27 protein-coding genes are annotated in these 22,549 nt (G+C 31.8%); 21 read left to right on the top strand and 6 right to left on the bottom strand.

Annotated elements, in window-relative coordinates:
- The first annotated feature begins 225 nt into the window (after positions 1-225).
- The 8 genes from NLG42_RS06695 (at position 226) to NLG42_RS06660 (ending at position 7,702) form a co-directional block, all read left to right on the top strand.
- Positions 226-1,887, top strand: coding sequence for an alpha-amylase family glycosyl hydrolase (locus NLG42_RS06695; protein ID WP_257683316.1), 1,662 nt, complete (start codon positions 226-228; stop codon positions 1,885-1,887).
- Between the two features lie 267 nt (positions 1,888-2,154).
- Entirely contained in the window at positions 2,155-2,832 is a 678-nt protein-coding gene (locus NLG42_RS06690; RefSeq protein WP_257683315.1) for a glycerophosphodiester phosphodiesterase, read from the top strand.
- A gap of 156 nt (positions 2,833-2,988) precedes the next feature.
- Positions 2,989-4,197: a BaiN/RdsA family NAD(P)/FAD-dependent oxidoreductase gene (locus NLG42_RS06685; protein WP_089057373.1), complete on the top strand. Its 1,209-nt coding sequence runs from the start codon at positions 2,989-2,991 to the stop codon at positions 4,195-4,197.
- 6 nt (positions 4,198-4,203) lie between these two features.
- The gene (locus tag NLG42_RS06680; RefSeq protein ID WP_257683314.1) at positions 4,204-4,851 is read left to right on the top strand and encodes an HAD family hydrolase; all 648 of its coding nucleotides are present in this window, start codon (positions 4,204-4,206) and stop codon (positions 4,849-4,851) included.
- A 3-nt stretch (positions 4,852-4,854) separates the two neighbouring features.
- On the top strand, positions 4,855-5,427 hold the full coding sequence (locus NLG42_RS06675) for a Crp/Fnr family transcriptional regulator (protein WP_257683313.1): 573 nt from the start codon (positions 4,855-4,857) through the stop codon (positions 5,425-5,427).
- A 60-nt stretch (positions 5,428-5,487) separates the two neighbouring features.
- Positions 5,488-6,165, top strand: coding sequence for an MBL fold metallo-hydrolase (locus tag NLG42_RS06670; protein ID WP_257683312.1), 678 nt, complete (start codon positions 5,488-5,490; stop codon positions 6,163-6,165).
- A gap of 73 nt (positions 6,166-6,238) precedes the next feature.
- Entirely contained in the window at positions 6,239-6,988 is a 750-nt protein-coding gene (locus NLG42_RS06665) for a carboxypeptidase-like regulatory domain-containing protein (RefSeq protein WP_257683311.1), read from the top strand.
- A 6-nt stretch (positions 6,989-6,994) separates the two neighbouring features.
- On the top strand, positions 6,995-7,702 hold the full coding sequence (locus tag NLG42_RS06660) for a hypothetical protein (RefSeq protein WP_257683310.1): 708 nt from the start codon (positions 6,995-6,997) through the stop codon (positions 7,700-7,702).
- 14 nt (positions 7,703-7,716) lie between these two features.
- Here NLG42_RS06660 and NLG42_RS06655 read toward each other — a convergent pair whose 3' ends face one another.
- Together NLG42_RS06655 and NLG42_RS06650 are read right to left on the bottom strand one after the other, a co-directional pair.
- Positions 7,717-8,712, bottom strand: a complete 996-nt coding sequence (locus tag NLG42_RS06655) for a tetratricopeptide repeat protein (protein WP_257683309.1) — start codon at positions 8,710-8,712, stop codon at positions 7,717-7,719.
- A gap of 62 nt (positions 8,713-8,774) precedes the next feature.
- Entirely contained in the window at positions 8,775-9,251 is a 477-nt protein-coding gene (locus tag NLG42_RS06650; protein WP_089057365.1) for a TspO/MBR family protein, read from the bottom strand.
- A 152-nt stretch (positions 9,252-9,403) separates the two neighbouring features.
- On the opposite strand from NLG42_RS06650, the gene NLG42_RS06645 reads away from it, so the two are divergent.
- The 7 genes from NLG42_RS06645 to NLG42_RS06615 all read left to right on the top strand — a co-directional run bounded on the left by NLG42_RS06645 (position 9,404) and on the right by NLG42_RS06615 (position 14,784).
- Positions 9,404-10,486 carry a diphosphomevalonate decarboxylase gene (locus tag NLG42_RS06645; RefSeq protein WP_257683308.1) on the top strand — a complete coding sequence of 361 codons (1,083 nt, stop codon included), beginning with the start codon at positions 9,404-9,406 and terminating at the stop codon, positions 10,484-10,486.
- A gap of 31 nt (positions 10,487-10,517) precedes the next feature.
- A complete protein-coding gene (locus NLG42_RS06640; protein WP_089057363.1) occupies positions 10,518-10,736 on the top strand; it encodes a hypothetical protein in 219 nt (72 codons plus the stop codon).
- A complete protein-coding gene (locus NLG42_RS06635; protein WP_129052900.1) occupies positions 10,736-11,041 on the top strand; it encodes a type II toxin-antitoxin system RelE/ParE family toxin in 306 nt (101 codons plus the stop codon). The genes NLG42_RS06640 and NLG42_RS06635 overlap by 1 nt, the downstream gene beginning before the upstream one ends.
- A 3-nt stretch (positions 11,042-11,044) precedes the next feature.
- Complete coding sequence (locus NLG42_RS06630) at positions 11,045-11,983, top strand: mevalonate kinase family protein (protein ID WP_089052480.1); 939 nt, start codon at positions 11,045-11,047, stop codon at positions 11,981-11,983.
- A gap of 74 nt (positions 11,984-12,057) precedes the next feature.
- Positions 12,058-12,648 carry a DUF502 domain-containing protein gene (locus tag NLG42_RS06625; protein WP_089057361.1) on the top strand — a complete coding sequence of 197 codons (591 nt, stop codon included), beginning with the start codon at positions 12,058-12,060 and terminating at the stop codon, positions 12,646-12,648.
- 61 nt (positions 12,649-12,709) lie between these two features.
- On the top strand, positions 12,710-13,666 hold the full coding sequence (locus NLG42_RS06620; RefSeq protein ID WP_089057360.1) for a geranylgeranylglycerol-phosphate geranylgeranyltransferase: 957 nt from the start codon (positions 12,710-12,712) through the stop codon (positions 13,664-13,666).
- A gap of 209 nt (positions 13,667-13,875) precedes the next feature.
- The gene (locus NLG42_RS06615) at positions 13,876-14,784 is read left to right on the top strand and encodes a pseudouridine synthase (RefSeq protein ID WP_089057359.1); all 909 of its coding nucleotides are present in this window, start codon (positions 13,876-13,878) and stop codon (positions 14,782-14,784) included.
- A gap of 63 nt (positions 14,785-14,847) precedes the next feature.
- Here the strand turns inward: NLG42_RS06615 and NLG42_RS06610 are convergent, their stop codons facing one another.
- Both NLG42_RS06610 and NLG42_RS06605 read right to left on the bottom strand, forming a co-directional pair.
- Positions 14,848-15,450 (bottom strand): DUF937 domain-containing protein, encoded by a 603-nt coding sequence (locus NLG42_RS06610; RefSeq protein ID WP_257683307.1) that lies wholly within the window; start codon positions 15,448-15,450, stop codon positions 14,848-14,850.
- Positions 15,451-15,723: 273 nt separating this feature from the next.
- On the bottom strand, positions 15,724-16,224 hold the full coding sequence (locus tag NLG42_RS06605) for a DUF456 domain-containing protein (RefSeq protein ID WP_089057357.1): 501 nt from the start codon (positions 16,222-16,224) through the stop codon (positions 15,724-15,726).
- 202 nt (positions 16,225-16,426) lie between these two features.
- Between NLG42_RS06605 and NLG42_RS06600 the strand changes: the two genes are divergently transcribed.
- Together NLG42_RS06600 and NLG42_RS06595 are read left to right on the top strand one after the other, a co-directional pair.
- Positions 16,427-16,657: a hypothetical protein gene (locus NLG42_RS06600; RefSeq protein ID WP_123922166.1), complete on the top strand. Its 231-nt coding sequence runs from the start codon at positions 16,427-16,429 to the stop codon at positions 16,655-16,657.
- 48 nt (positions 16,658-16,705) lie between these two features.
- A complete protein-coding gene (locus NLG42_RS06595; RefSeq protein ID WP_257683306.1) occupies positions 16,706-17,191 on the top strand; it encodes a hypothetical protein in 486 nt (161 codons plus the stop codon).
- 16 nt (positions 17,192-17,207) lie between these two features.
- Here the strand turns inward: NLG42_RS06595 and NLG42_RS06590 are convergent, their stop codons facing one another.
- Positions 17,208-18,311 (bottom strand): glycosyltransferase family 2 protein, encoded by a 1,104-nt coding sequence (locus NLG42_RS06590; RefSeq protein WP_257683305.1) that lies wholly within the window; start codon positions 18,309-18,311, stop codon positions 17,208-17,210.
- Positions 18,308-19,252: a lysylphosphatidylglycerol synthase transmembrane domain-containing protein gene (locus NLG42_RS06585; RefSeq protein WP_099717670.1), complete on the bottom strand. Its 945-nt coding sequence runs from the start codon at positions 19,250-19,252 to the stop codon at positions 18,308-18,310. The genes NLG42_RS06590 and NLG42_RS06585 overlap by 4 nt, the downstream gene beginning before the upstream one ends.
- Before the next feature lie 104 nt (positions 19,253-19,356).
- Between NLG42_RS06585 and ruvC the strand changes: the two genes are divergently transcribed.
- From ruvC to NLG42_RS06565, 4 genes are all read left to right on the top strand, one after another.
- Positions 19,357-19,911 carry a crossover junction endodeoxyribonuclease RuvC gene (ruvC, locus tag NLG42_RS06580; protein WP_099717671.1) on the top strand — a complete coding sequence of 185 codons (555 nt, stop codon included), beginning with the start codon at positions 19,357-19,359 and terminating at the stop codon, positions 19,909-19,911.
- 143 nt (positions 19,912-20,054) lie between these two features.
- Positions 20,055-21,200 carry a radical SAM family heme chaperone HemW gene (gene hemW, locus NLG42_RS06575; RefSeq protein ID WP_257683304.1) on the top strand — a complete coding sequence of 382 codons (1,146 nt, stop codon included), beginning with the start codon at positions 20,055-20,057 and terminating at the stop codon, positions 21,198-21,200.
- Between the two features lie 116 nt (positions 21,201-21,316).
- Positions 21,317-21,694, top strand: a complete 378-nt coding sequence (locus tag NLG42_RS06570; protein WP_257683303.1) for a GxxExxY protein — start codon at positions 21,317-21,319, stop codon at positions 21,692-21,694.
- 54 nt (positions 21,695-21,748) lie between these two features.
- A complete protein-coding gene (locus NLG42_RS06565; protein ID WP_257683302.1) occupies positions 21,749-22,546 on the top strand; it encodes a cyclase family protein in 798 nt (265 codons plus the stop codon).
- The last annotated feature ends 3 nt before the right edge of the window (positions 22,547-22,549 follow it).

The raw sequence follows: 22,549 nt of genomic DNA, 5'->3' as shown, positions 1-22,549 counted from the left end.
TTTTGCAACTAAATAAAAGGCGTTTCACTTGCATTAATACACATAGCTATGTGTGAATGACCAAACATTTATTTAAATCTTTTTAAGACAAAGAAAAACTATGTTTCTATGTGTTTAAAATTTTATTGCCACAGATTAAAAGATTATCACAGATTTAAAAAAATCATTTTAATCTTGTAATCTGTGGCAAAACTTTATTATAAATCTTCGTTAAATTTGAAATAAATGAAAAAATACACTTTCCTTTTTTTATCTTTAGTATACTTAACAATGAGTTGTTCTGGCTCAAAATCAGTTACAATGAATAATACTTCGAAAACACCTTTCGTTTGGGAAGGAGCAAATATTTATTTTTTACTTACAGATCGTTTTTATAACGGAGATACTTCAAATGATGTCAATTTCAACCGAACCAAAACTCCTGGAAAACTCCGCGGATTTGAAGGCGGTGACATCATCGGAATCACCAAAAAAATCGAATCAGGATATTTTGAAAAACTAGGAACAAATGCCATTTGGCTTACGCCGATTGTCGAGCAAATTCATGATGGTGTTGATGAAGGAACTGGTCTTAGTTACGGTTATCAAGGCTATTGGGCAAAAGACTGGACGGCTCTCGATCCAAACTTTGGAACCAAAGAAGACTTGGCAAAACTAGTCAAAAAAGCACACGAAAAAGGTATCCGAATAATTCTAGACGGCGTAATAAATCACACCGGACCAGTAACTCCAGAAGATCCCGTTTGGCCTTCAGACTGGGTTAGAACAGGCGTTGTCTGCGATTACAAATCATTCGAAAACACAACAATGTGTACTTTGGTAGACAATCTTCCAGATATAAGAACTGAAAGTGTACAGGAAGTTGAACTGCCTCCTTTCTTAATCGAAAAATGGAAAAAAGAAGGCCGTTATGAAAAAGAAATTACATCATTAAATGAATTCTTTAAAAGAACAGGTTATCCAAAAACACCAAAATACTACATTATAAAATGGCTTACAGATTATATTCTCGAATTTGGAGTTGATGGTTATCGTGGAGATACTGTAAAACATACAGATGAAAACGTTTGGGCCGATTTTAAAAAAGAATGTGATTATGCATTCGAAACATGGAAGAAAAACCATCCAAAAGAAGTTTTAGATCAAAATCCGTTTTACACAATTGCTGAAGTTTATGGTTATGGAATAAGCGGCGGGCAGGATTATGATTTTGGAGATCGAAAAGTAAATTATTTCCAGAATGGTTTCAACAGTATGATCAATTTTGAATTTAAATGGAACGCTGCTCAAAATGATTACGAAGGTTTATTTTCGAAATATTCAAATGCTTTGAACAATGACTTAAAAGGATATTCTGTTTTAAATTATATGTCTTCACATGACGACGGACAGCCTTTTGATGCCAACAGAACAAAAAGTATCGAAACGGGAACAAAACTACTGCTTTCACCAGGAATGTCACAAGTATATTATGGAGATGAATCAGCACGATCTTTAGTTATTGAAGGAACTCAAGGCGATGCAACTTTACGATCCAACATGAATTGGGATGATATTCAGAACAATCCCGAAACACAAAAAACACTTTTGCATTGGCAGAAATTAGGTCAGTTTAGAAAAAATCATCCTGCCGTTGGTGCAGGCGTTCACAAACTAATTAATCCGTGGCCATATACTTTCTCCAGAACGTTTACAAAAGGCACTTTTACAGATAAAGTGGTTATGGGAGTAGATTTACCAAAAGGCCGAAAAGAACTTCCTGTTGGCGACATCTTCCCAAACGGAACAAAACTAAGAGATACTTACTCGAATCAAGAAGTCGAAGTAATTGACGAAAAAGTCATTATCGACAATGATTTTGATATCGTTTTGTTAGAAGAGATTTAAAAATATTTTTTCTCTCGCAGATTTGCAGATTAAGCAAATAATTAAAAAAGTAATCTGCCGAATCTGCAAATCTGCGGGAGACATGATCTTTAATTCTTTATAAAGATTAACAAAGTTTTTAGCCACAGATTATTAGGATTAAAAGGATTTTTAAAAATCTGTGTTAATCTATTTAATCTGTGACTGACTTTTTTATAATATTTGCTCCCGATAGCTATCGGGATTGCGTAAAACTTTGCGACCTTTGCGGTTAGAAAAAAATGCAAAATGCTAAAAATTGCACATCGAGGCGCCAAAGCCTACGAACCTGAAAATACACTTCAAGCTTTCCAAAAAGCATTAGACCTAAATTCAGACGGAATTGAGTTAGATGTTCATTTATCTTCTGATGAACAAATTATTGTAATTCATGACGAAACTATAGACAGAACAACAAACGGAAAAGGTTTAGTAAATACTTTTTCTCTTTCTGAACTAAAATCGTTTTTGATAGATAGAAAGTATCAAATCCCAACTTTAAAAGAGGTTTTTGACTTGGTTGACAAAAAATGTTTGATCAATATCGAATTAAAAGGTTTAGGAACTCCAATTAAAGTTGTCCAGTTAATTGAAGAATATATTTCAGATAAAAACTGGAATTACAATCATTTTATAGTTTCAAGTTTTGAGTGGAATATGTTGGAAGAAACATCAAACCTAAATCCAAATATCCCAATTGGTGTTTTAACAGAAGAAAACCTTGATACCGCTTTGGCTTTCGCCGAAAAAATAAAAGCAAAAGCCATTCATCCTGATTTTCAATTATTGAATACCGAAAATGTTAGCGAAATTCAGGAAAAAGGATTTCTGGTTTTACCATGGACAGTAAATCATGAAGAAGACATTCAAAAAGTAAAAAGTTATAAAGTAAATGGAATTATCTCTGATAATCCAGACAAAATATAAGTATAGCCACAGATTGCACAGATTAAAAGGATTTTTTCTTTCGCCACGAATTTCCACGAATTAATTTATTCATACTTAAATCTGTGTAAATCATTTTAATCTGTGACAGAAAAAAATTAGAGCCAATTCAAAAAATTCGTGGCAACCAAAAAAAATATGATCAAAAATTTCGACATAATCATCGTTGGCGGAGGCGCCGCAGGTTTTTTCACCGCAATTAATATTGCAGAGAAAAATCCAAAACTCAAAATTGCCATTTTAGAAAGAGGAAAGGAAGTCCTTTCTAAAGTTCGCGTTTCTGGTGGTGGACGATGCAACGTTACGCACGCTTGTTTTGAGCCCAACGAATTGGTTAAATTTTATCCAAGAGGCGAAAAAGAACTTCGAGGACCATTTCATCAATTTTGTTCTGGAGATACAATCGAATGGTTCGAAAAACATGGTGTAGAATTAAAAATTGAAGAAGACGGCAGAATGTTTCCCGTTTCTAATTCATCTCAAACCATAATTGACTGTTTCCTAAAAGCAACTGAAAAATTAGGTATAAAAGTATTGACAGGTCAAAGCGTTCAGTCGATCTTCAAGAAAGAAAATCACTGGAAAATTGATACACAAAGCGACAATTTCGCTGCCGAAAAATTAGTCATGGCAACAGGAAGTAATCCAAAAATATGGGAAATGCTGCAGCAACACGGACATGCTGTTGTAAGCCCAGTGCCTTCCCTATTTACTTTCAACATAAAAGATTCTAGAATTAAAGAATTACCAGGCGTTGCCGCACAAGTTACCGTAAACGTAAAAGATACTAAACTGGAATCAACAGGACCTTTGTTAATCACACATTGGGGAATGAGCGGTCCCGCGATTCTAAAACTTTCGGCTTGGGGCGCACGCATTTTACATGATAAAAATTATCAGTTTACCATTTTTGTCAATTGGCTAAATGATGTTGATACAGAAGATGCCGAAAAAATTCTGAAAGAATTAAAACAGGAACACGCTAAAAAAGCCGTTTCTAAAAAATCTCCTTTTGACTTCCCGAATCGTTTATGGGAAAGTTTAGTTCTAGCTTCTGGTATTGAAGCTGAAACCAAATGGGCAGATTTATCTAAAATTCAATTGCAGAATTTAGTTTCACAGTTGACTAAAGCCGAATTTAAAGTAAACGGAAAAAGCACTTTTAAAGAAGAATTTGTAACCGCGGGTGGAATCGATTTAAAAGAAATCAACTTTAAAACAATGGAAAGCAAAATTCAAGAAAACCTTTATTTTGCTGGCGAAATTGTAAATATTGACGCTATTACAGGAGGTTTTAATTTTCAAAATGCCTGGACAAGCGGGTTTATTTTGGCCAATAATATTTGATACAAAATGAAATTTAAAGGAATTATTTTTGATTTAGACGGAACTTTAGTAAACTCTTTGCACGATATTTCAGATGCAATGAATACAGTTCTTGAAAATCTAAATTACCCAACGCACACTTACGATACCTATCAATATTTTATTGGAAGCGGTTTGCGAAATCTTGTTAGTAAAGCTTTGCCTTCATCTAATAATAAGGAAGAGCAAATAGAAATTTGTTTTAAAATGATGATTCAGGAATATCGAAAAATCTGTACATCAAAAACAAAACCTTATGATGGCATTGTCGAGTTGTTAGAAAATCTAACTTCACAAAATATCAAGCTTGCTGTTTTCTCCAACAAAGCAGATGAGCTGACTAAGAAAATAGCCTCTGAAATATTTCCAAATCATTTTGATGCTGCAGTTGGTTTGAGTACAGAAGAACTTAAAAAACCAAATCCGTTTGAGGCGATTGAAATCAGTAAAAAATGGAATTTAAAACCTGAAGAAATCCTTTTTGTAGGTGATTCTGATATTGACATGAAAACGGCAGTAAATGCTAATATGTTTCCTGTTGGCGTTTCTTGGGGTTACAGAACCGAAGAAGAATTGAAAAGCAGCGGTGCAAAATTGGTTATCAACAATGCTTCGGAACTAATCGAGATATTATAAATCATGAACTCTTCATTACAAAAACAAATACTATCGATTGCTTCGTTTTCTGAAAATGAAATCGAAAAGATCGATTCTTGTTTTGAATATGAAAAGTTCAATGCTAAAAATTTTCTTTCTTCAACGGGAAAAATCAGCAATAAGATTTTCTTTATTGTCGAAGGTTTGGCTCGTGTTTATTATTTAAAAGACGGAAAAGAAATTACAACCTATTTAAGTTGTGATGAAGGTTTTATTGCTTCCTATTCCAGTTTTATAAATCAATCTGCTTCTTTTGAAAATATTCAGTGTATAGAAGATTCCGAAGTTCTTTCTATCACTTTTGAAAGGATGCAATATCTATATTCGGAAATTCCGAATTGGGAACGTGTTGGAAGAATCCTTGCCGAACAAAATTATCTTTGCATGGCAGATCGTGTTTTAAAACTGCAGATGATTCCTGCCAAAGAAAAATACCAGACTTTTTTGGCATCGGCTCCAGCCAAAATAATTCAGCGCACTCCATTGATTTATATCGCTTCCTTTCTCGGAATTACGCCAGAATCTTTGAGTAGAATTCGCCAAAGTATTTCTTAACATTTATCAAGTAGATTAAGAAATCGAATTCAAATCTTTGTCAATATAAAATTCAAGAAAATGAAAACTATTGCCAAAGACGTTTACCAAATCCCTTTGTTTCCACGAAATGCTATCAATTGTTATATAATTGAAGATGTTTTAATTGATGCCGGAATTCGAAGTTCTGCAAACATAATTCTAAAAGCTTTAAAAGATAAACCGATCACCAAACACGCCTTGACTCACGCACATGCAGATCATCAGGGAAGCAGTAAAGTAATCTGCGAAATGCTGAGTATTCCTCTTTTATGCAGTGAACCTGAAAAGATAGCTACAGAAAATGGAAATGTTATTTTCGAATACCCAAATCCGAATCATTTTATTTCTAAATTTCAAAAACAATTCTGGGCAGGAAAAGGACATCAAGTTTCTGAAATATTAAAAGAAGGCGATAAAATTGGCGGATTCACAGTTATTGAAACGCCAGGACATTCCAGCGGACATTTGTCCTTTTTTAGAGAAAGTGATGGCGTTTTAATTGTTGGTGATGTGATGACAAATATGAATCTTTTGACAACAAAAGTCGGCTTACACGAACCGCCTCAGTTATTTACCTCCGATAAAGAAACAAATAGAAAATCCGTTTTAAAATTAGCCGATTTAAAACCTAAAATACTTTGTTTTGGACACGGCCCTATTTTAAAAAATAATGGCGAGTTAGAAAGATTTGCGCGAAAATTCAAATCGTATTATTAACAAGAATTTACATGTTTCGTAAGTTTTCATTAAGAGTATTCTAATAATTTTACTTTCAACTAAATACCACTAGATGAAAGTAAAATTACTTACCACAATTTCTTTTTTCACTTACCAGATTTCTATTGCTCAAACAGAAAAACTACTTCGTGGAAAAGTTGTTTCTAATAATTCTCCTCTCAATAAAGTTGAAGTAATAAACAAAACTGCTAAAACTAGTACAAGAACAAATGAACGTGGAGAATTTTCGATTATAGTAAAAGCACAGGATAGTCTTATTTTTTTTGCAAAAGATTATCTATTTACAAGATTAAAAATTACCGCAAAGGAAATCGAAACCAATAATCTTATCATAGATATGATTCCGAAACCAGAAGAATTAAATGAGGTAATTGTCGCTCAAGCAATAAAACCAGTTTTTCTCAGTAAAGAAGATATAAAAGAAATCAAATTAAATTCGCATAAATCAAAAGAGGGATTAAAAATTCAAGGCTTTCATGAGGTAAAAGGAGGTCCGCTTGATATGGATTTCATTCGTATGGGCAAGGAAGTTTACAACTTATTCAAAAGAGAGAAAAAAGAACCCAAAAAAGGAACTTCAGAAATTAATTTTAGAAATTTAATTATAACCACATGTACTGAAGATTTCTTTTTCAAAGATTTAAAATTAAATTCTGAAGAAAAGGAACTTTTTCTTCAATTCTGCGATGCCGATCCAAAATCTAAAAGACTCTTAGAAAATCCAAATATTTTGAATACGATGGATTTTTTATATACTAAAAATGAAGATTTTAAAAAGCTGAAAACCGAAATTAAAAACTAAAATTTGATGAAAGTAAAATTACTTACCACAATTTCTTTTTTCACTTACCAGATTTCTATTGCTCAAACAGAAAAACTACTTCGTGGAAAAGTTGTATCTAATAATTCTCCTCTCAATAAAGTTGAAGTAATAAATAAAACAGCTCAAACTAGTACAAGAACTAATGAACGTGGAGAATTCTCGATTCTAGTAAAACCAAAAGACAGCTTACTATTCTTCTCTAAAGATTATCTCTTTTCGAGATTGAAGCTTACATCCAAAGATATTCAAACGAATAATCTTATAGTTAAAATGGTCATTAAGCCCGAAGAACTTGAGGAAGTCACCATTACATCGATCAAATTTGATCCGATACCAATAGATCCAGAAGCCATTGCAGCAATAGATGTAGATAAAAGAAGCAAGAATTTAACACGATTTATTACAGGCTATAAAGATGGTTCAATTACAAATGGAGCCCAAGTTTCATTTACGCCTGGAGGCAAAAAAAAGCCAAAAAAAGAGGACTCAGAAACTACTTTCAAAAAGCTCATAAAAGCAACATGCTCTACAGATTTTTTTACTAAAACTTTACAAATAAAGCCAGAAGAGAAAGACTTATTCATTGATTTCTGCGACGCCGATCCAAAATCTAAAGTGATTTCAGAAAATCCAAATATCTTATCAACTATAGAATTTTTGAATGCTAAAAATGAAGAGTTTAAGAAACTATAGCCAACATCAAAAAATTAATTATGAGTTTTAGAATCGTTTAAAAGAACAAAATCTTTTAAATTCTTCCATTTAATATATAGAACAATCAAAGCGATTAGCAAAATAGCTGAAACTACTGATAAAATTATCAAACCCGTTTCTATTTGATTTACATAATCTAAATCTACTCCATCTTTACTTTTTCTTAGAGCATTGATTTTTCCCGTTAATTCCCAAGTCTTGCGTTCAAAATAATTAGTTTTACTTTCTGTTGTATTAATCATTCGTGCAGCAATTAAGTCTCCATCAAAACCATATTCTCTTGCTGTTCTATATATTTGAAGTGCATTTTCATGTTCTCCTTTCAATTCGACAAGATTTCCTAATTCAAAAAGTAAAATTGAAATAACTTTATCTTTTGGTTTAATAAATGACATACGCTCATTTACTTGATAATAAACAGATTTTGCTAAATTTTCAATCTCTTGTTTAGATAATTTAGATTGAGGAATTCCTTTCATTCCAAAATTAGTCCCAATTAAAAACTGTCCTGAAACATCAGACAAATTCTTAATTTTAGCTTCTAATATTTTCAAATGCAGCCATTCAGAACCATTATGTGATTCTGGATTTATTTCGATTGATTTTTTAATCCAATCATAAGCTTTTTGATTCTCTCCAATTAACTCATATAAAGTTCCAAGATTTGATGCTGTAGAATAACGATTTGGCTTTATTTTTTCAATACTTAAGTATAAATTTTCTGCTTCTGCATATTTCTCTTGAACAATTAAAACATATCCTTTATCAGACAAATAATCAATATTATTTGTCTTTTTATATAAACTATCCAGCTCTTTTATTATTCTAGGAAAATCAGCACTAAAAAAGCGATGACCACGAGGAACAAGTCCTTTATAATCAATATAAACATAAGCTCCGCTCTTAAGAATTTTTGTTTCACCATTTAAACAAGCAAAACTTTTAAATGAAATTAAAATCAACAGAACAAAAACTTGAAATTTATTCATAAAGTAAAATCTATTTTATTAAACCTGAAACAAAGAAAAACCTGAAACTTGAAACAAAAATTTTACTTATTCAGCCACCAGATACTAGCATTTAAAACTGTTGCAAACCCAACCCAAGCTAGATACGGAATTAATAAATAACCCGAAATTTTATTGATTTTGGAGAATTTTAAATACGTTTCGTAGATCATCAGCCATAAAAGAACAATCTCGATTAAAGCCAAAAGCGGATTTTTTAATCCGAAGAATAAATACGACCAAATCGCATTGAGCGTTAATTGAATCAAAAAGAAAAGAAGTGCCGTTTTTACCTTTTCGGTTTGTTCCTTTATTTTATCCCAAACTAATCCCGCTGCAATTGCCATAAAAATATAAAGCAAAGTCCAAACAGGCATAAAAATCCAATTTGGCGGATTAAAAACTGGTTTTACAATCGTTGGATACCAACTTTCGACACTTGGTCTTGTTACTGTACTTGCTGAATATCCCACTGCCAAACAAACGATTAAGGCTAATATAATCTTAACTATTTTATTCATTTCATTAAATTTTGTATTCAAAAATAGTCAAAAGAAAAGTTTAAACCATATAAGTACTATAAGTTCATTTTAGTAAAGCCCATTTATATTTTCTCCTATTACTTATATGGCGAAAAAATTTAAAAACTATCTTTGCCAAAATTTTATAATTCATGTTTACAGCAGCTGATTTTATTCCAAATCCATATACTTCAACAATCGAAAACGGAAACTTTGAGTGGAGTGCTCCCAGCAATATTGCGTTAGTAAAATATTGGGGAAAAAAAGACAATCAAATTCCGGCAAATCCATCCGTAAGTTTTACTTTGAATAATTGTAAAACAATTACGAAATTGGGTTTTGAAAAAAGAGAAAACCAAAATACTTTTTCTTTTGATTTACTTTTTGAAGGAAAACCAAAGGAAGATTTCAAACCAAAAATTCAGAAATTTTTGGAAAGAGTTGAAGTTTACCTGCCATTTTTGAAAGATTATCATTTTACGATTGATACACAAAATACATTTCCGCACAGTTCTGGAATTGCTTCTTCGGCATCAGGAATGGCGGCACTGGCAATGAATTTTATGAGTTTGGAAAAATTACTAAACCCTGAAATGACAGATGCTTATTTTTATCAAAAAGCTTCATTCTTGGCTCGTTTAGGTTCTGGAAGTGCCTGCCGAAGTGTAAAAGGAAAAGTAGTTGTTTGGGGAAACCAAGCCAATATTGAAGGCAGCTCTGATTTATTTGGAGTTGAATTTCCATACACAATTCATGACAATTTCAAGAATTATCAGGATACTATTTTGTTAGTTGATAAAGGCGAAAAACAAGTCTCAAGTACAGTGGGTCATGATTTAATGCACAATCATCCATACGCTGAAAGACGCTTTGCTCAAGCTCATGAAAACTTAGATCAGTTAATTTCGATTTTTAAAAGCGGGAATTTAGACGAATTCATAAAAGTTGTAGAAAGTGAAGCTTTGACTTTACATGCCATGATGATGACATCGATGCCGTATTTTATCTTAATGAAACCAAATACACTGCAAATCATAAATGCAATTTGGAAATTCAGAAACGAAACCCAGATTCCGGTATGTTTTACGCTTGATGCAGGAGCAAATGTGCATGTGCTTTATCCCGAAAACGTTACCGAAAAAGTATTACAATTTATTCAGGACGAATTAGTTGTATTTTGTCAGAATCGTCAGTACATTTGCGACAAAATTGGAGAGGGCGCTATTGCATTATAATTTTCCGTATCTTTAATTTAAATTTTTAGTTATGGACATTCAATTAGAAAAACGCGAAGCGATGGAGATGTTGAAAGAAACAGATGATCCTTCAATCATTAAGGCAGTTGCAAAATTGCTTAGAAAAAACAAAAAAGATTGGTGGGATGATTTGACAGATCAACAAAAAGAAGACATAGCTCAAAGTGAATTAGAATTTGAAAGAGGAGAATTTACAAGCTATGAGGATGTTATGAAAAAGTACAGATAGTGGATCTTAAAGTAAGTTTTTCAAAAACAGCAGAGAAAAATTTAGATTCAGTTTTAAAGTTCATTGAAGCAAGATGGTCAGAAAAATCAAAAAAGATATTTATCATCAAATTTGAAAAAGCAATTTCAATAATGATGATGAATCCAGAGATTTTTCCAAAATCATCCGTAAGCAAGAAATACCGAAAATGCGTTGTAACAAAACAATCGAGTATATTATATAGTTTTAGTGCTAATGAAATAAGGATTCACAACATTTTCGACACCAGACAAAACCCAAATAAAATAAAGAAAGACATAAAATAAATCATGAAAGGACCCTTATTTTACTCAAAAATATTACTCTTTGGAGAATACGGAATTATCCGCGACTCTAAAGGACTTTCTATTCCCTATAATTTTTACAACGGTGCATTAAAAAAATCCGAAGAACCTTCGGCTGAAGCTATTGCATCAAACAGAAGTTTAAAAAGCTTTGCCTCTTACCTTGAAGTTTTGCATGTACAGCAGCCTGAATTGGTTACTTTTGATTTAGACACTTTAAAAAATGATGTCGAAACTGGAATGTACTTTGATTCTAGTATTCCGCAAGGTTACGGTGTTGGAAGCAGCGGAGCACTTGTAGCAGCGATTTATGATAAATATGCTACAAACAAAATCACAGTTTTAGAGAATTTAACTCGCGAAAAACTATTGCAGTTAAAAAACATATTTTCTCAAATGGAGAGTTTTTTCCACGGAAAAAGTTCTGGTTTAGATCCATTAAACAGTTATTTGAGCATTCCAATTTTAATTAATTCGAAAGATAATATTGAAGCAACCGGAATTCCAACTCAAAGTTTTGACGGAAAAGGCGCAGTGTTTTTATTAGATTCTGGAATTGTTGGCGAAACTGCACCAATGGTTAACATTTTCATGGAAAACTTAAAAGACAAAGGTTTCCGTACTATGCTTAAAAACCAATTCGTAAAATACACAGATGCTTGCGTAGAAAACTTTTTACACGGAGACATGAAATCATTGTTTACCAATACTAAAAAGCTTTCTAAAGTTGTTTTAAACAACTTTAAACCAATGATTCCTGAGCAATTTCACGGAATTTGGCAAAACGGAATTGACACAAACGATTACTATTTAAAACTTTGTGGTTCTGGCGGCGGAGGCTATATTCTTGGTTTTACTGAAGATCTAGAACGTGCAAAAGCATCTTTGAAAGATTATAAACTAGAAGTAGTTTACCAATTTTAAGTTTAATTTTCTTAAAAAGACATAATTATTTGAATACACTTTCCTAATATTTAATCCTAAAAAAGTTACTGAATATGAAAAGTATTTTAAAAATTATCAAAGCAACTTTTTTAGGAGGAATTCTATTTCTAGTGCCTTTAGTAGTACTGCTGATTGTTTTAGAAAAAGGATATGGCATCGTTCAAAAAACCACACTTCCACTTGTAAACAACTTGCCAAGAGTAAATATTTTAGGAGTTGCCATTCAAGAGCTTATTGGAATACTAATTATAATTCTTATTTGTTTTATTGCCGGAATACTTGCAAAAACAGCAAATGCTAAAAAACTGGTTCAGAAATTAGAAGATGGTATTTTGAGCTTCGTTCCAGGTTATTCATTTATGAAAAGCATGAATGAAAATATTTTAGGATTTGAATCTAATGAAGACTTAAAAGTAATTTTAGTTCCTACAGATGCAGGTTTGCAATTTGCTTTTTTAATAGAGCAGGTAAATGAAAATCAATTTACAGTCTTTATTCCAGACGCACCAAATCCGTGGAGCGGATCAGTAGTTTTTGTTGAAAAAAAAGACATTACAGACATCCAAATTACACAAAAACAAGCCTTAGCCTGCATTCGAAAATTAGGATATGGCTCTAAAGAATTGTTAAAAAACAAACTGTAAATTTCAGAATCAAAAAATAACTTTTAACTTCCCCTAAATCTAATCAATTCCCTTATAACTCATGTTAAGCAGACAACACAAACTTTTATTAATGAAAATTGTAAGTTTGTTTTCTGTCGTTCGCGGTTATAACATTCCAATTATTATTCTGGCGCAGTATTTATCAGCAATCTTTATTTTAGCACCAGAAAAAAGAGCACTCGACATTCTGCTTGATTTCAAATTATTCCTAATAGTCTTTGCATCTGCCGTAACAATTGCTTCTGGTTATATTATTAATAACTTTTACGACAGTCAAAAAGACCTGATAAACAGACCCAACAAATCAATGCTGGATCGATTGGTCAGTCAAAAAACCAAATTATCGGTCTATTTTAGTTTAAATTTTTTAGCTGCTCTGATGGCTTTTATAGTTTCTTGGCGCGCTTTTTTATTCTTTTCAGCTTATATTTTTATAATCTGGTTTTATTCTCATAAAATAAAAAAATACCCAATTATAGGCAATTTAACTGCGGCATTTATGGCTGTAATTCCTTTCTTCGCCATTTTATTGTATTTCTACAATTCAATTTCATTTGAAGAAATTGAGAATCACAGAAGTCATTTTGCAGTAATTTCGGCACACGCAATGTTCTTGTTTTTATTGCTTTTGATTAGGGAAATGATAAAAGATTTAGAAAATCTAAAAGGAGATTTAGCTAATAATTACCATACAATTCCAATTATTTACAACGAAAGAGTCTCTAAACAAATCATTACGATTTTGACATTTTTAACGGTAATTCCAGTTTATATTCTAGTCAATATTTATGATGTTGGCTATATGGATATTTACTTTTACATCTGTTTTATCGTTTTATTATTTTTTCTGCTTTATCTATGGAAGTCAAATTCTAAAGAGCAATTTTTACTGCTGCATAATGTTTTAAAATTCTTGATCGTATCGGGAGTTTTTTGCATTGTCTTGATCAATCCAAGTGTTTTGTGGCACGGACGTGAATTGATCTCCAATTACTAAAAGTTATTTTAAACAAGTATAAAGTAAAAATCCTTTTACATTTTGCACTCAAAAAAGAAAAAATTAGAAAAAGAAAACGAATGTGATGTTTAAAAAAAGCTTGTTGTGACGTTTTAAATCAACTAAAATTTTATTGCTATTAATCTAAGAACATAGAACTTAAGATTAATTGGGCAGAAAAAACTATCTTTGCATAAATTACAGAATTTATGAACAATAAGGAAGGCAATAATAAAAGAGGCGGATCTAGACCAAACAGTTCAAGATCAAACTCTAGCAAGCCAAAACCTCCTATGGCGAAACGTGCTCAAGGGCCGAAAAAAGTGAAGCCTGAAGTTAAAGCGGCACAAGAAGCTGCGGAGCAAAAAATTAAGAAACAAAATCAGGCACCAAAAAGACAAAAAGCTTCTGATGAGATTCGTTTGAACAAATATATCTCAAACTCAGGGGTTTGCTCTCGTCGTGATGCTGATATATATATTCAGTCTGGAAACGTTAAAGTAAACGGCGTTCCAGTTACAGAAATGGGTTATTTAGTAAAATTAAATGATGTTGTAAACTTTGACGGTGTTACTTTGACTCCTGAAAAGAAGGAATACATTTTATTGAATAAACCTAAAAACTTTACAACTGCACTTGATGAAGGGCAGGAATATCGTAACGTTCTAGAGCTTGTTCGTGGTTCTACAACTGCAAAAATTGCACCTGTAGGAAGAATGGACAAAAACACAACAGGATTGTTGTTGTTTACAAACGATACTGATATGATTCGTAAATTTACTTTACCAAGTCAGAAATCATCAAAAATTTATCAAGTTTCTTTAGATAAAAATCTAAAATTTGAAGATTTAGAAAAAATCAGTAAAGGCTTAGTTCTTGACGGACACCGCGTTTTTGTTGAAGAAATAAGCTACATCGAAAAAGAAGCAAAAAGTGAAGTGGGTCTTAAACTACGCTCATCAAATGTAAAAGTGGTTCGTGCCATTTTTGAACATTTTGATTATGATGTGCTTCGTATTGACCGTGTATCTTTTGCAGGTTTAACTAAAAAGAATTTGCCAAGAGGTAACTGGCGTTTCTTAACTGAACAAGAAGTTATCAATTTGAAAAATGCTTAATACATTTTCAAAATTGTTTAAAAATATTAAATCCTGTTTTACTTTGTAAGACGGGATTTTTTTTTAGAATGTAAAAAAGTTATGTCCGAAAAGTGTAAAAATAGATCTTCCTATGTTTTGGTTTTTATCTTCAACGTTTTCATAACATGAAAATCCCAAAATTATCTTGATTCCTGGTTGAATACTGTTTAAGATATCCCTTTTTTGCTCTTCTAATAGTAATTTTAAACTATCTAGTAATTGCAGATTATTTTTAAGATAAGAGATAACTAAAAGAGCAGAAAAATTAAGAATTTCTCGGGCTGTTTCGCTTTTAATACCAACTTCATTAGAAATCATTTCAGAAATCCGCCCTTTTTTATTGGTGAAAATTTCTTTCAGCAAAACATTTCCTTCTATCCGGTAGCAGTCATCTACTGATAATATTCGTCCTGAATTGAAATCGACTTCCTGATAAAAAGTCGAACCATCTTCAACAAGTGATACAATATCTTTATAAAAACCAGATTCTTCCGCTTTATTGTACAGCCCCATTAAAACTGTACCTATTGAAACATCGATTCCTTTTATTAAAAGCGCATCATTTTCAAAATAAAATTTGTTAAGCTTTGAAACAACATTAGAAGAAATAAAACGTCTAAGTTCAATTTGTAGGTTTGGGGTCATACTATTAACTTATTAAAAATAATTATTTAAAGTCATTCAAAATAATCGACAAAGTGAGGCTTTTTATCGTTTATCGTGATAAAAATATAAAATATTCTAACATATCCAAAAAATTAGTTAAAATTTTACCGATGACATTTATACGTATTTACAAAAAAAAACGCGGGTCTCAATAAACATAAAGCCTTGAGAAGCACGCTAAAAAAATAAAATTTTAAGAAAATAATCGCGAAAAATTAAAAAATAAGAAAAAGCTTAAATAAATTTTAACATTTAAAACAATAGGGAGCGATTCTGCCAAACTACAGTTATGAAAATACCTAGATAAATCATACAAAACATAAAATTTATAAAACTAGAGGCTAAAAACCCAAGAAGTGAACCCGTCGCTGCTTTAAAAGCACGTTGATGGTTTTTAGAATCATAAAGCATCTCTCCTACTAAAGCACCAACAAAAGGACCAATAATTACACCAAACGGAATAGGTGCAAGAATCCCAACTACCAAGCCAATATTAGTTCCCCAAACGCCGTAAGAACTGCCTCCAAATTTCTTAGTTCCTTTGGCTGGAATTATATAATCTAAAACTGTGATAATTATCGTCAGCAGCAATGTAATTCCCAATACCCAATAATTGTTCGCAACAGCTTTTGTCAAATACAATAAAAGCAAACCTACCCAACAACTTGACAAACCAGGCAAAACAGGTAAAAAACTCCCAAAAATGCCAATGATTATGCAAATAAAACCAAGTGCCAACAATAATAAATCCATATATTTTTTTTGTAATTTTGTGCTTACAAACTTGCAGCGAAATTAGTAAATGAATCGTCTCTCACAATTTATTGTTTTTTTAGTTCTGTTTTTTTCGAGCAGCATGAGTTTATGCGCACAAACGAAAAAACTTTCACCTGAAGATCAATTTCTTCAGGACAGCATTTATAAAAGTAATAAGAAAAAAGTTCAAAATTTCTCTATGAAAGAATTTGATACGCTTTTCTTTGAATTTTTTAATCGAAAAAACGATCCTAATATTGTTCTAAGTAAAACAGAGTTTTATAATTACACCGTTCGAATTGCCGCTTTTTCTGATCGCCTTGCTCACTTATATCCTGATCAGAAGCAAATTGCAGAACAAAACAAAGAACAATGGCTTTCAGAACGCTATGAAGATTATCTTCAATACAAAGCTTCTCAAAAAAAATAATCGTATTTTTATACCATAATTTTCATTGTTCAATACAACGTCATAATCTTGAAACATTTTTTCCTTCTTATAGTTATTCTTTTTTTAAATTCTTGTCAATATTTTGAGAAGCAGGTTCCGTCTGAAAAAGAATTGCTTCAAAAAGAATTAAAATCTATAAACTGGAAAGAAGTTGACGAATATCCAACCGTAGCAGACTGTGAAAAAATCAGCGATAAAAAACAACGCCAAAAGTGTTTTTTTGATGTTATGTCAACCCTGATTCAAGAAAAACTAAACGTTGACAGCTTATCGATAATGTATCCTGAACTTGATACTATTGAGGTAAAAGTAACCATTTTTCCAAATGCTGTTATGAAATTTGAACCTCAGTTTCCTAAAGATTCTGTTGCTTATGATACTATAAAAATTGACAGTATTCTTCACGCACGTTTGGTTAATTTCCCAAAAATAAATCCTGCTATAAAACGCGGTATTCCAGTAAAAACGCAATTTATTTTACCAGTTATTCTTAAAGCAAAAGACGAGAAATAGTTTTCTCTAAATAAGTTTAGCTTCTAAATCGTCTATCTTTCCATTCATAAGATCCAAATAAGCTGTACAAAGCTACTGTTGAACTAAAAAAGGGATAAAACAAACTACTAAGCAAAAGACTTTTTATTCTATTTTTTGATAAAAATTTATTGGTTGCATAAAGCAGTACGAAATCTATTAGAAACTTTAAAAAAGCAACTAAAACAAATACAGAATAAGACCAAAATCCTAATAGGAAATAGAAAAAACCAATTACAAAACTCAAATTTCCAAAGAAAACAATTAAACCTAAAAGCTTTCCAAAACTACTTTTATAAGAACTTGTTTTGGCAGCCCAGCGAACTCTTTGATAAAATAGTGTTTTCCAGTTTTCTGTTGGTTTTGTAATTACAATCGCTTCTTCAGCTTTTAAATAGCGAACTTCATTTGGAAATTTCTCAATCGCTTTTTGAAGTAAAAAAACATCATCTCCACTGGCAATTTTATCATTTCCTTCAAATCCGTTTAGTTTTTCAAATATTGATTTTCTGTAGGCAAAATTGGCTCCGTTACACATAAAACCTCTATTTAAACCAAAACTTCCAATAGTTGCACCTTGTAAACTGGTTAAATCTAATTGCTGAAAATCATGCAAAAATGAATTCTCACATTCATACGTAACCGCTCCTGCAAGCATTGAAACTTTATTTTCCTGAATATAATTATCAAAAGTTAAAAGCCAGTTTTGAGGCACAATACAATCTGCATCTGTTGTAATAACCCAATCCGTTTTTACATGCTGCATTGCTGTTGTAATTGCATCCTTTTTGGGAGAATTTGAAACCCGAATATTGTCAATTTGTGAAATGTGAAATGTAAAATATGAGACTTCAAACTTTTCAATCGAAGAATCATCAACTAAAATCACTTCAAACAAATCAGTTGGATAATTTAATTTCGAAAAGCTGTTTAATAAATTGGGTAAATTCTCAGCTTCATTTCGAAACGGAACTATAATCGTAAAGCTTGTTTTTGGGTTTAAATCTGCTTTTTGATATTGTTTCATTTTGAAAAAACCATAAACAAGTAAGCCAATACTAATAACGTAAATGGTTAATATGCAAAAAAAAACAAAAATCATTCTGCTGTTTTGGTTTTAAAATTCAATACAAAGTAACTTCCCAAAACAACTGGTAAAACTACGTTTAGAAACCACATTAAAGTACTGATGAAAATTACAATCCACTCGTTTACACCCAGAATTCCGAAGAAATAAATAGCAACACTTCCTTTTACAGCAAAATCTAAAAATTGAAATGTTGGCAATGAAGAAGCCAGAAAATAAACAGACGTAATGGCCGCCATCAAAGTCAAATAAGGCAAATCGACATCAAAACCTAAAAACAAAAAGTAGTATTGATGTGAAAAAACCAAATAGCGGCAAATTCCTAAAAAGATGTTTTTTTGATGAATTGACTTCGGAATTTCATTGATTTTATGAATCAGTTTTTCAATCGAATATCCTTTTACTTTTATTTTTTTTATAGAAAATAAAACAATCAAAATCAGTAAAAATCCTCCAAACAAAATTAAAACTGTTTTTGTCGTTATCACATTAAACTGTGCATTGAAATACAGCAATCCGAAAATCCCAAAAATAATCGTTAAAATCATTTGGATTCCGTTGCAGATTAAGTTCAAGAAAACTACTTTTTTTGCATCAGATTTTGGATAATACAATGCTTTCCCTGCGTACTCTCCTACTCCATTTGGTGTAAAAATTCCTGCGGTTAAAGCCGCCAAAACTTGTTTTGTAGATTCGTAAACAGAGATTTCATGAATTACTTTGGCAAGATTCTGCCATTTTAAAATTTCAAAATAGCGATTCAAAACGCTCAAAAGCAAAATAAACGAAACCCCTAAAACCGACTGATTTTTTCGGAACAAAACAATAAACTTATTCCAGTCTAATTTGTCATTGTTTGCCAGCTGATTGTAGATAAAATAAAATGCACCGCCTACAATCAAAAGTTTGACTAGAAGAACAAGGAATTGCTTAGCTTTGTGAGGAATTGAAATCATGCCGCAAAAGTAATCAATTTGCAAATGTGGCAATTTGAAAATGAGAAAATGAATCGTTTTGATTTTCAAAAAACTTGAAACTTGAAACTTGACACAAAAAACAATTGACAAAAGAACGCATCATATTAGGTATTGACCCCGGAACCACAATTATGGGTTTTGGATTGATAAAAGTTATCAATAAAAAAATGGAATTTTTGCAATTAAACGAATTGCAATTGTCCAAATACGACAATCATTACCAAAAATTAAAAATCATTTTTGAACGTACCATAGAATTAATCGAAACGCATCATCCGGACGAAATCGCAATTGAAGCACCTTTCTTTGGAAAAAACGTACAATCGATGCTGAAATTGGGTCGCGCACAAGGTGTTGCAATGGCCGCAGGACTTTCGAGAGATATTCCGATTACAGAATACGAACCAAAAAAGATAAAAATGGCGATTACCGGAAACGGAAATGCCAGTAAAGAACAGGTTGCCAAAATGCTGCAACAGCTTTTAGGTTTAAAAGAATTACCTAAAAATCTAGATTCAACGGATGGTTTGGCGGCTGCAGTTTGTCACTTCTTTAATTCAGGAAAAGTCGTCGCGGGAAAAAGTTATTCAGGTTGGGATGCTTTTGTGAAACAAAATGAGGACAAAGTGAGGAAATGAGTTAATGAGATAATGTGCCAATTAGAAAATTAGATAATTCGTGAATTGAGAATAACTAATTGTAAAATTTTCAACATCCCAATATTACATTATCTCATTATCAAATTGACACATTATCTAATTGACCAATTATCTAATTAAAAATGTCCGGAATTTATATTCACATACCATTCTGCAAACAGGCTTGCCATTATTGCGACTTTCATTTTTCGACTTCGATGAAAAAGAAAAATGAAATGGTTTTGGCTTTAGCCAAAGAAATTGCCATGCGCAAAAATGAGCTTCTCGACTCCGCTCAAAATGACAATAAAATCGAAACCATTTATTTTGGCGGCGGAACTCCTTCTGTATTGTCAAATGAAGAAATAAATTTTTTAATTTCTGAAGTTTATAAAAATTATAAAGTTTCAGATAACCCTGAAATCACATTAGAAGCAAATCCGGATGATTTATCTGCTGAACGAATTCTAGAATTATCTAGAAGCCCTATAAATAGATTAAGCATAGGAATTCAGTCTTTTTATGAAGAAGATTTGAAGATGATGAATCGCGCTCATAATTCGGCAGAAGCCAAAAAATGTTTAGAAGAAGCTACGAAGTATTTTGATAATATTTCACTTGATTTAATTTATGGCATTCCGGGAATGACTGACGAAATGTGGAAACAAAATATTGAAACAGCTTTAAGTTTTGGTGTTCCGCATATTTCAAGTTATGCATTGACGGTTGAACCGAAAACAGCTTTAAGCAAGTTAATTCAAACTGGTAAAATTGCTGAACCGCAAGACGAAGCGGCTTCGAATCATTTTATGATTTTGGTGGATACGCTCCAGAAAAATGGTTTTATTCATTACGAATTATCCAATTTTGGAAAAGAGAATTACTTCTCCAAAAACAATTCGGCTTACTGGCTTGGTAAAAAATATATCGGAATCGGACCTTCGGCTCACAGTTATGACGGCGAAAAAAGAGGCTGGAATATTGCCAATAATTCATTGTATTTGAAAGCTATTCAAAACAATGAACTTCCTATAGAAACGGAAATCTTGACCATTTCAGATCGTTATAACGAATATATAATGACTGGATTGCGAACGATTTGGGGCGTTTCCTTAGAAAGAATTGAAAATGAATTTGGTTTGGAATATTTGAATTATCTCAAAAAACAATCTCAGAAATTTTTAGATGACGGTTTACTTTCTATTGAAAACAACATTTTAAAACCAACTCCAAGAGGAAAATTCTTAACAGATGGAATTGCAAGTGATTTGTTTTATGTTGAAAGTTAAATTTAACCGCAAGGTTCGCTAAGGTTTACGCAAAGAACGCTATTTATATTTTGTAGGAATAAATCCGTTTTTTTAAAGACACAAGTATTATATTTGAAACTTTAAAAATTGATTATATGTCAGAAAATGATTTATCTCGAATTGTGTTTCATTCGGCGTTGAAGGTGCATCAAACTTTAGGACCTGGACTTTTAGAAAGTGCTTACGAAGAATGTTTATTTTACGAGCTAAAGAAATTAGGTCTTCTAATTGAAAAACAAAAATCTTTACCTTTAATTTATGAAGAAGTAAAATTAGATGTTGGTTATAGATTAGACATTTTAGTTGAAAATAAACTAATTTTGGAGATAAAAGCTGTCGATTGTTTAAATGAAATTCATTTTGCTCAGCTATTAACTTATTTAAAATTAACAAATTGCAAACTAGGCTTATTAATAAACTTTAATGTTTCTTTAATAAAAAACGGAATAAAAAGAGTAGCCAACAATCTCTAATAAAATCCTTGCGCCCTTTGCGTAAACCTTAGCGAACCTTGCGGTTAGATCAACATGATAGCAAAAATAAACAACTTCGAAATCGACCTATCAAAACCTATTGATATATCGATTCCATTGACCAATACAGACGAAAATCCGATTGCTTGGTATATCGAAAAACCAGTTATTGAACCTGTTGTTTTTGGGGATTGGATTGGAAAAGTTTCTGAAGGAAAATCATCTACGAATTTTAATAATGTATTCTTCAATCCGCATGGGCATGGAACTCATACGGAATGTCTGGGGCATATTACAAATGATTTTTACAGTATCAATCAATCTTTAAAACAGTTTTTCTTTTTTGCTAAATTGATTACGATTGAACCTGATAAAATTGGAGATGATTATGTAATTACTAAAGAACACATTTCGACTTCGCTCAATGTTACATTATCGGGGAGCGCTTCTCCCGAAGCCTCAGGACCGATCAGCGTGACAAGCGAAGCATTAGTAATTCGAACGCTTCCAAATCAAAAGGATAAAAAATCAAGAAAATACTCCAATACAAATCCGCCTTATTTATCTGAGGAAGCCGCAATTTTTATCCGCGAAAGCGAAATTCAGCATTTATTGATCGATTTACCAAGTGTTGACAAGGAACATGACGAAGGAAAATTGTTAGCCCACAAAGCATTTTGGAATGTAAAAGACACGCATAATCTTAATTCTGATGCAAGATTAAATGCCACAATCACGGAAATGATTTATGTTCCAGATGAAATTGAAGATGGAAATTATATACTAAATCTTCAAATCGCTTCGTTTGAAAATGATGCAAGTCCATCTAAACCAATTTTATATAAGATTTAATGA

This window comes from Flavobacterium plurextorum (assembly GCF_024638035.1).
GTDB classification, from domain to species: Bacteria; Bacteroidota; Bacteroidia; order Flavobacteriales; family Flavobacteriaceae; genus Flavobacterium; species Flavobacterium plurextorum.
The sequence above is the reverse complement of the archived record's forward strand: the minus strand, read 5'-3'. Positions and strand labels throughout refer to the sequence as shown.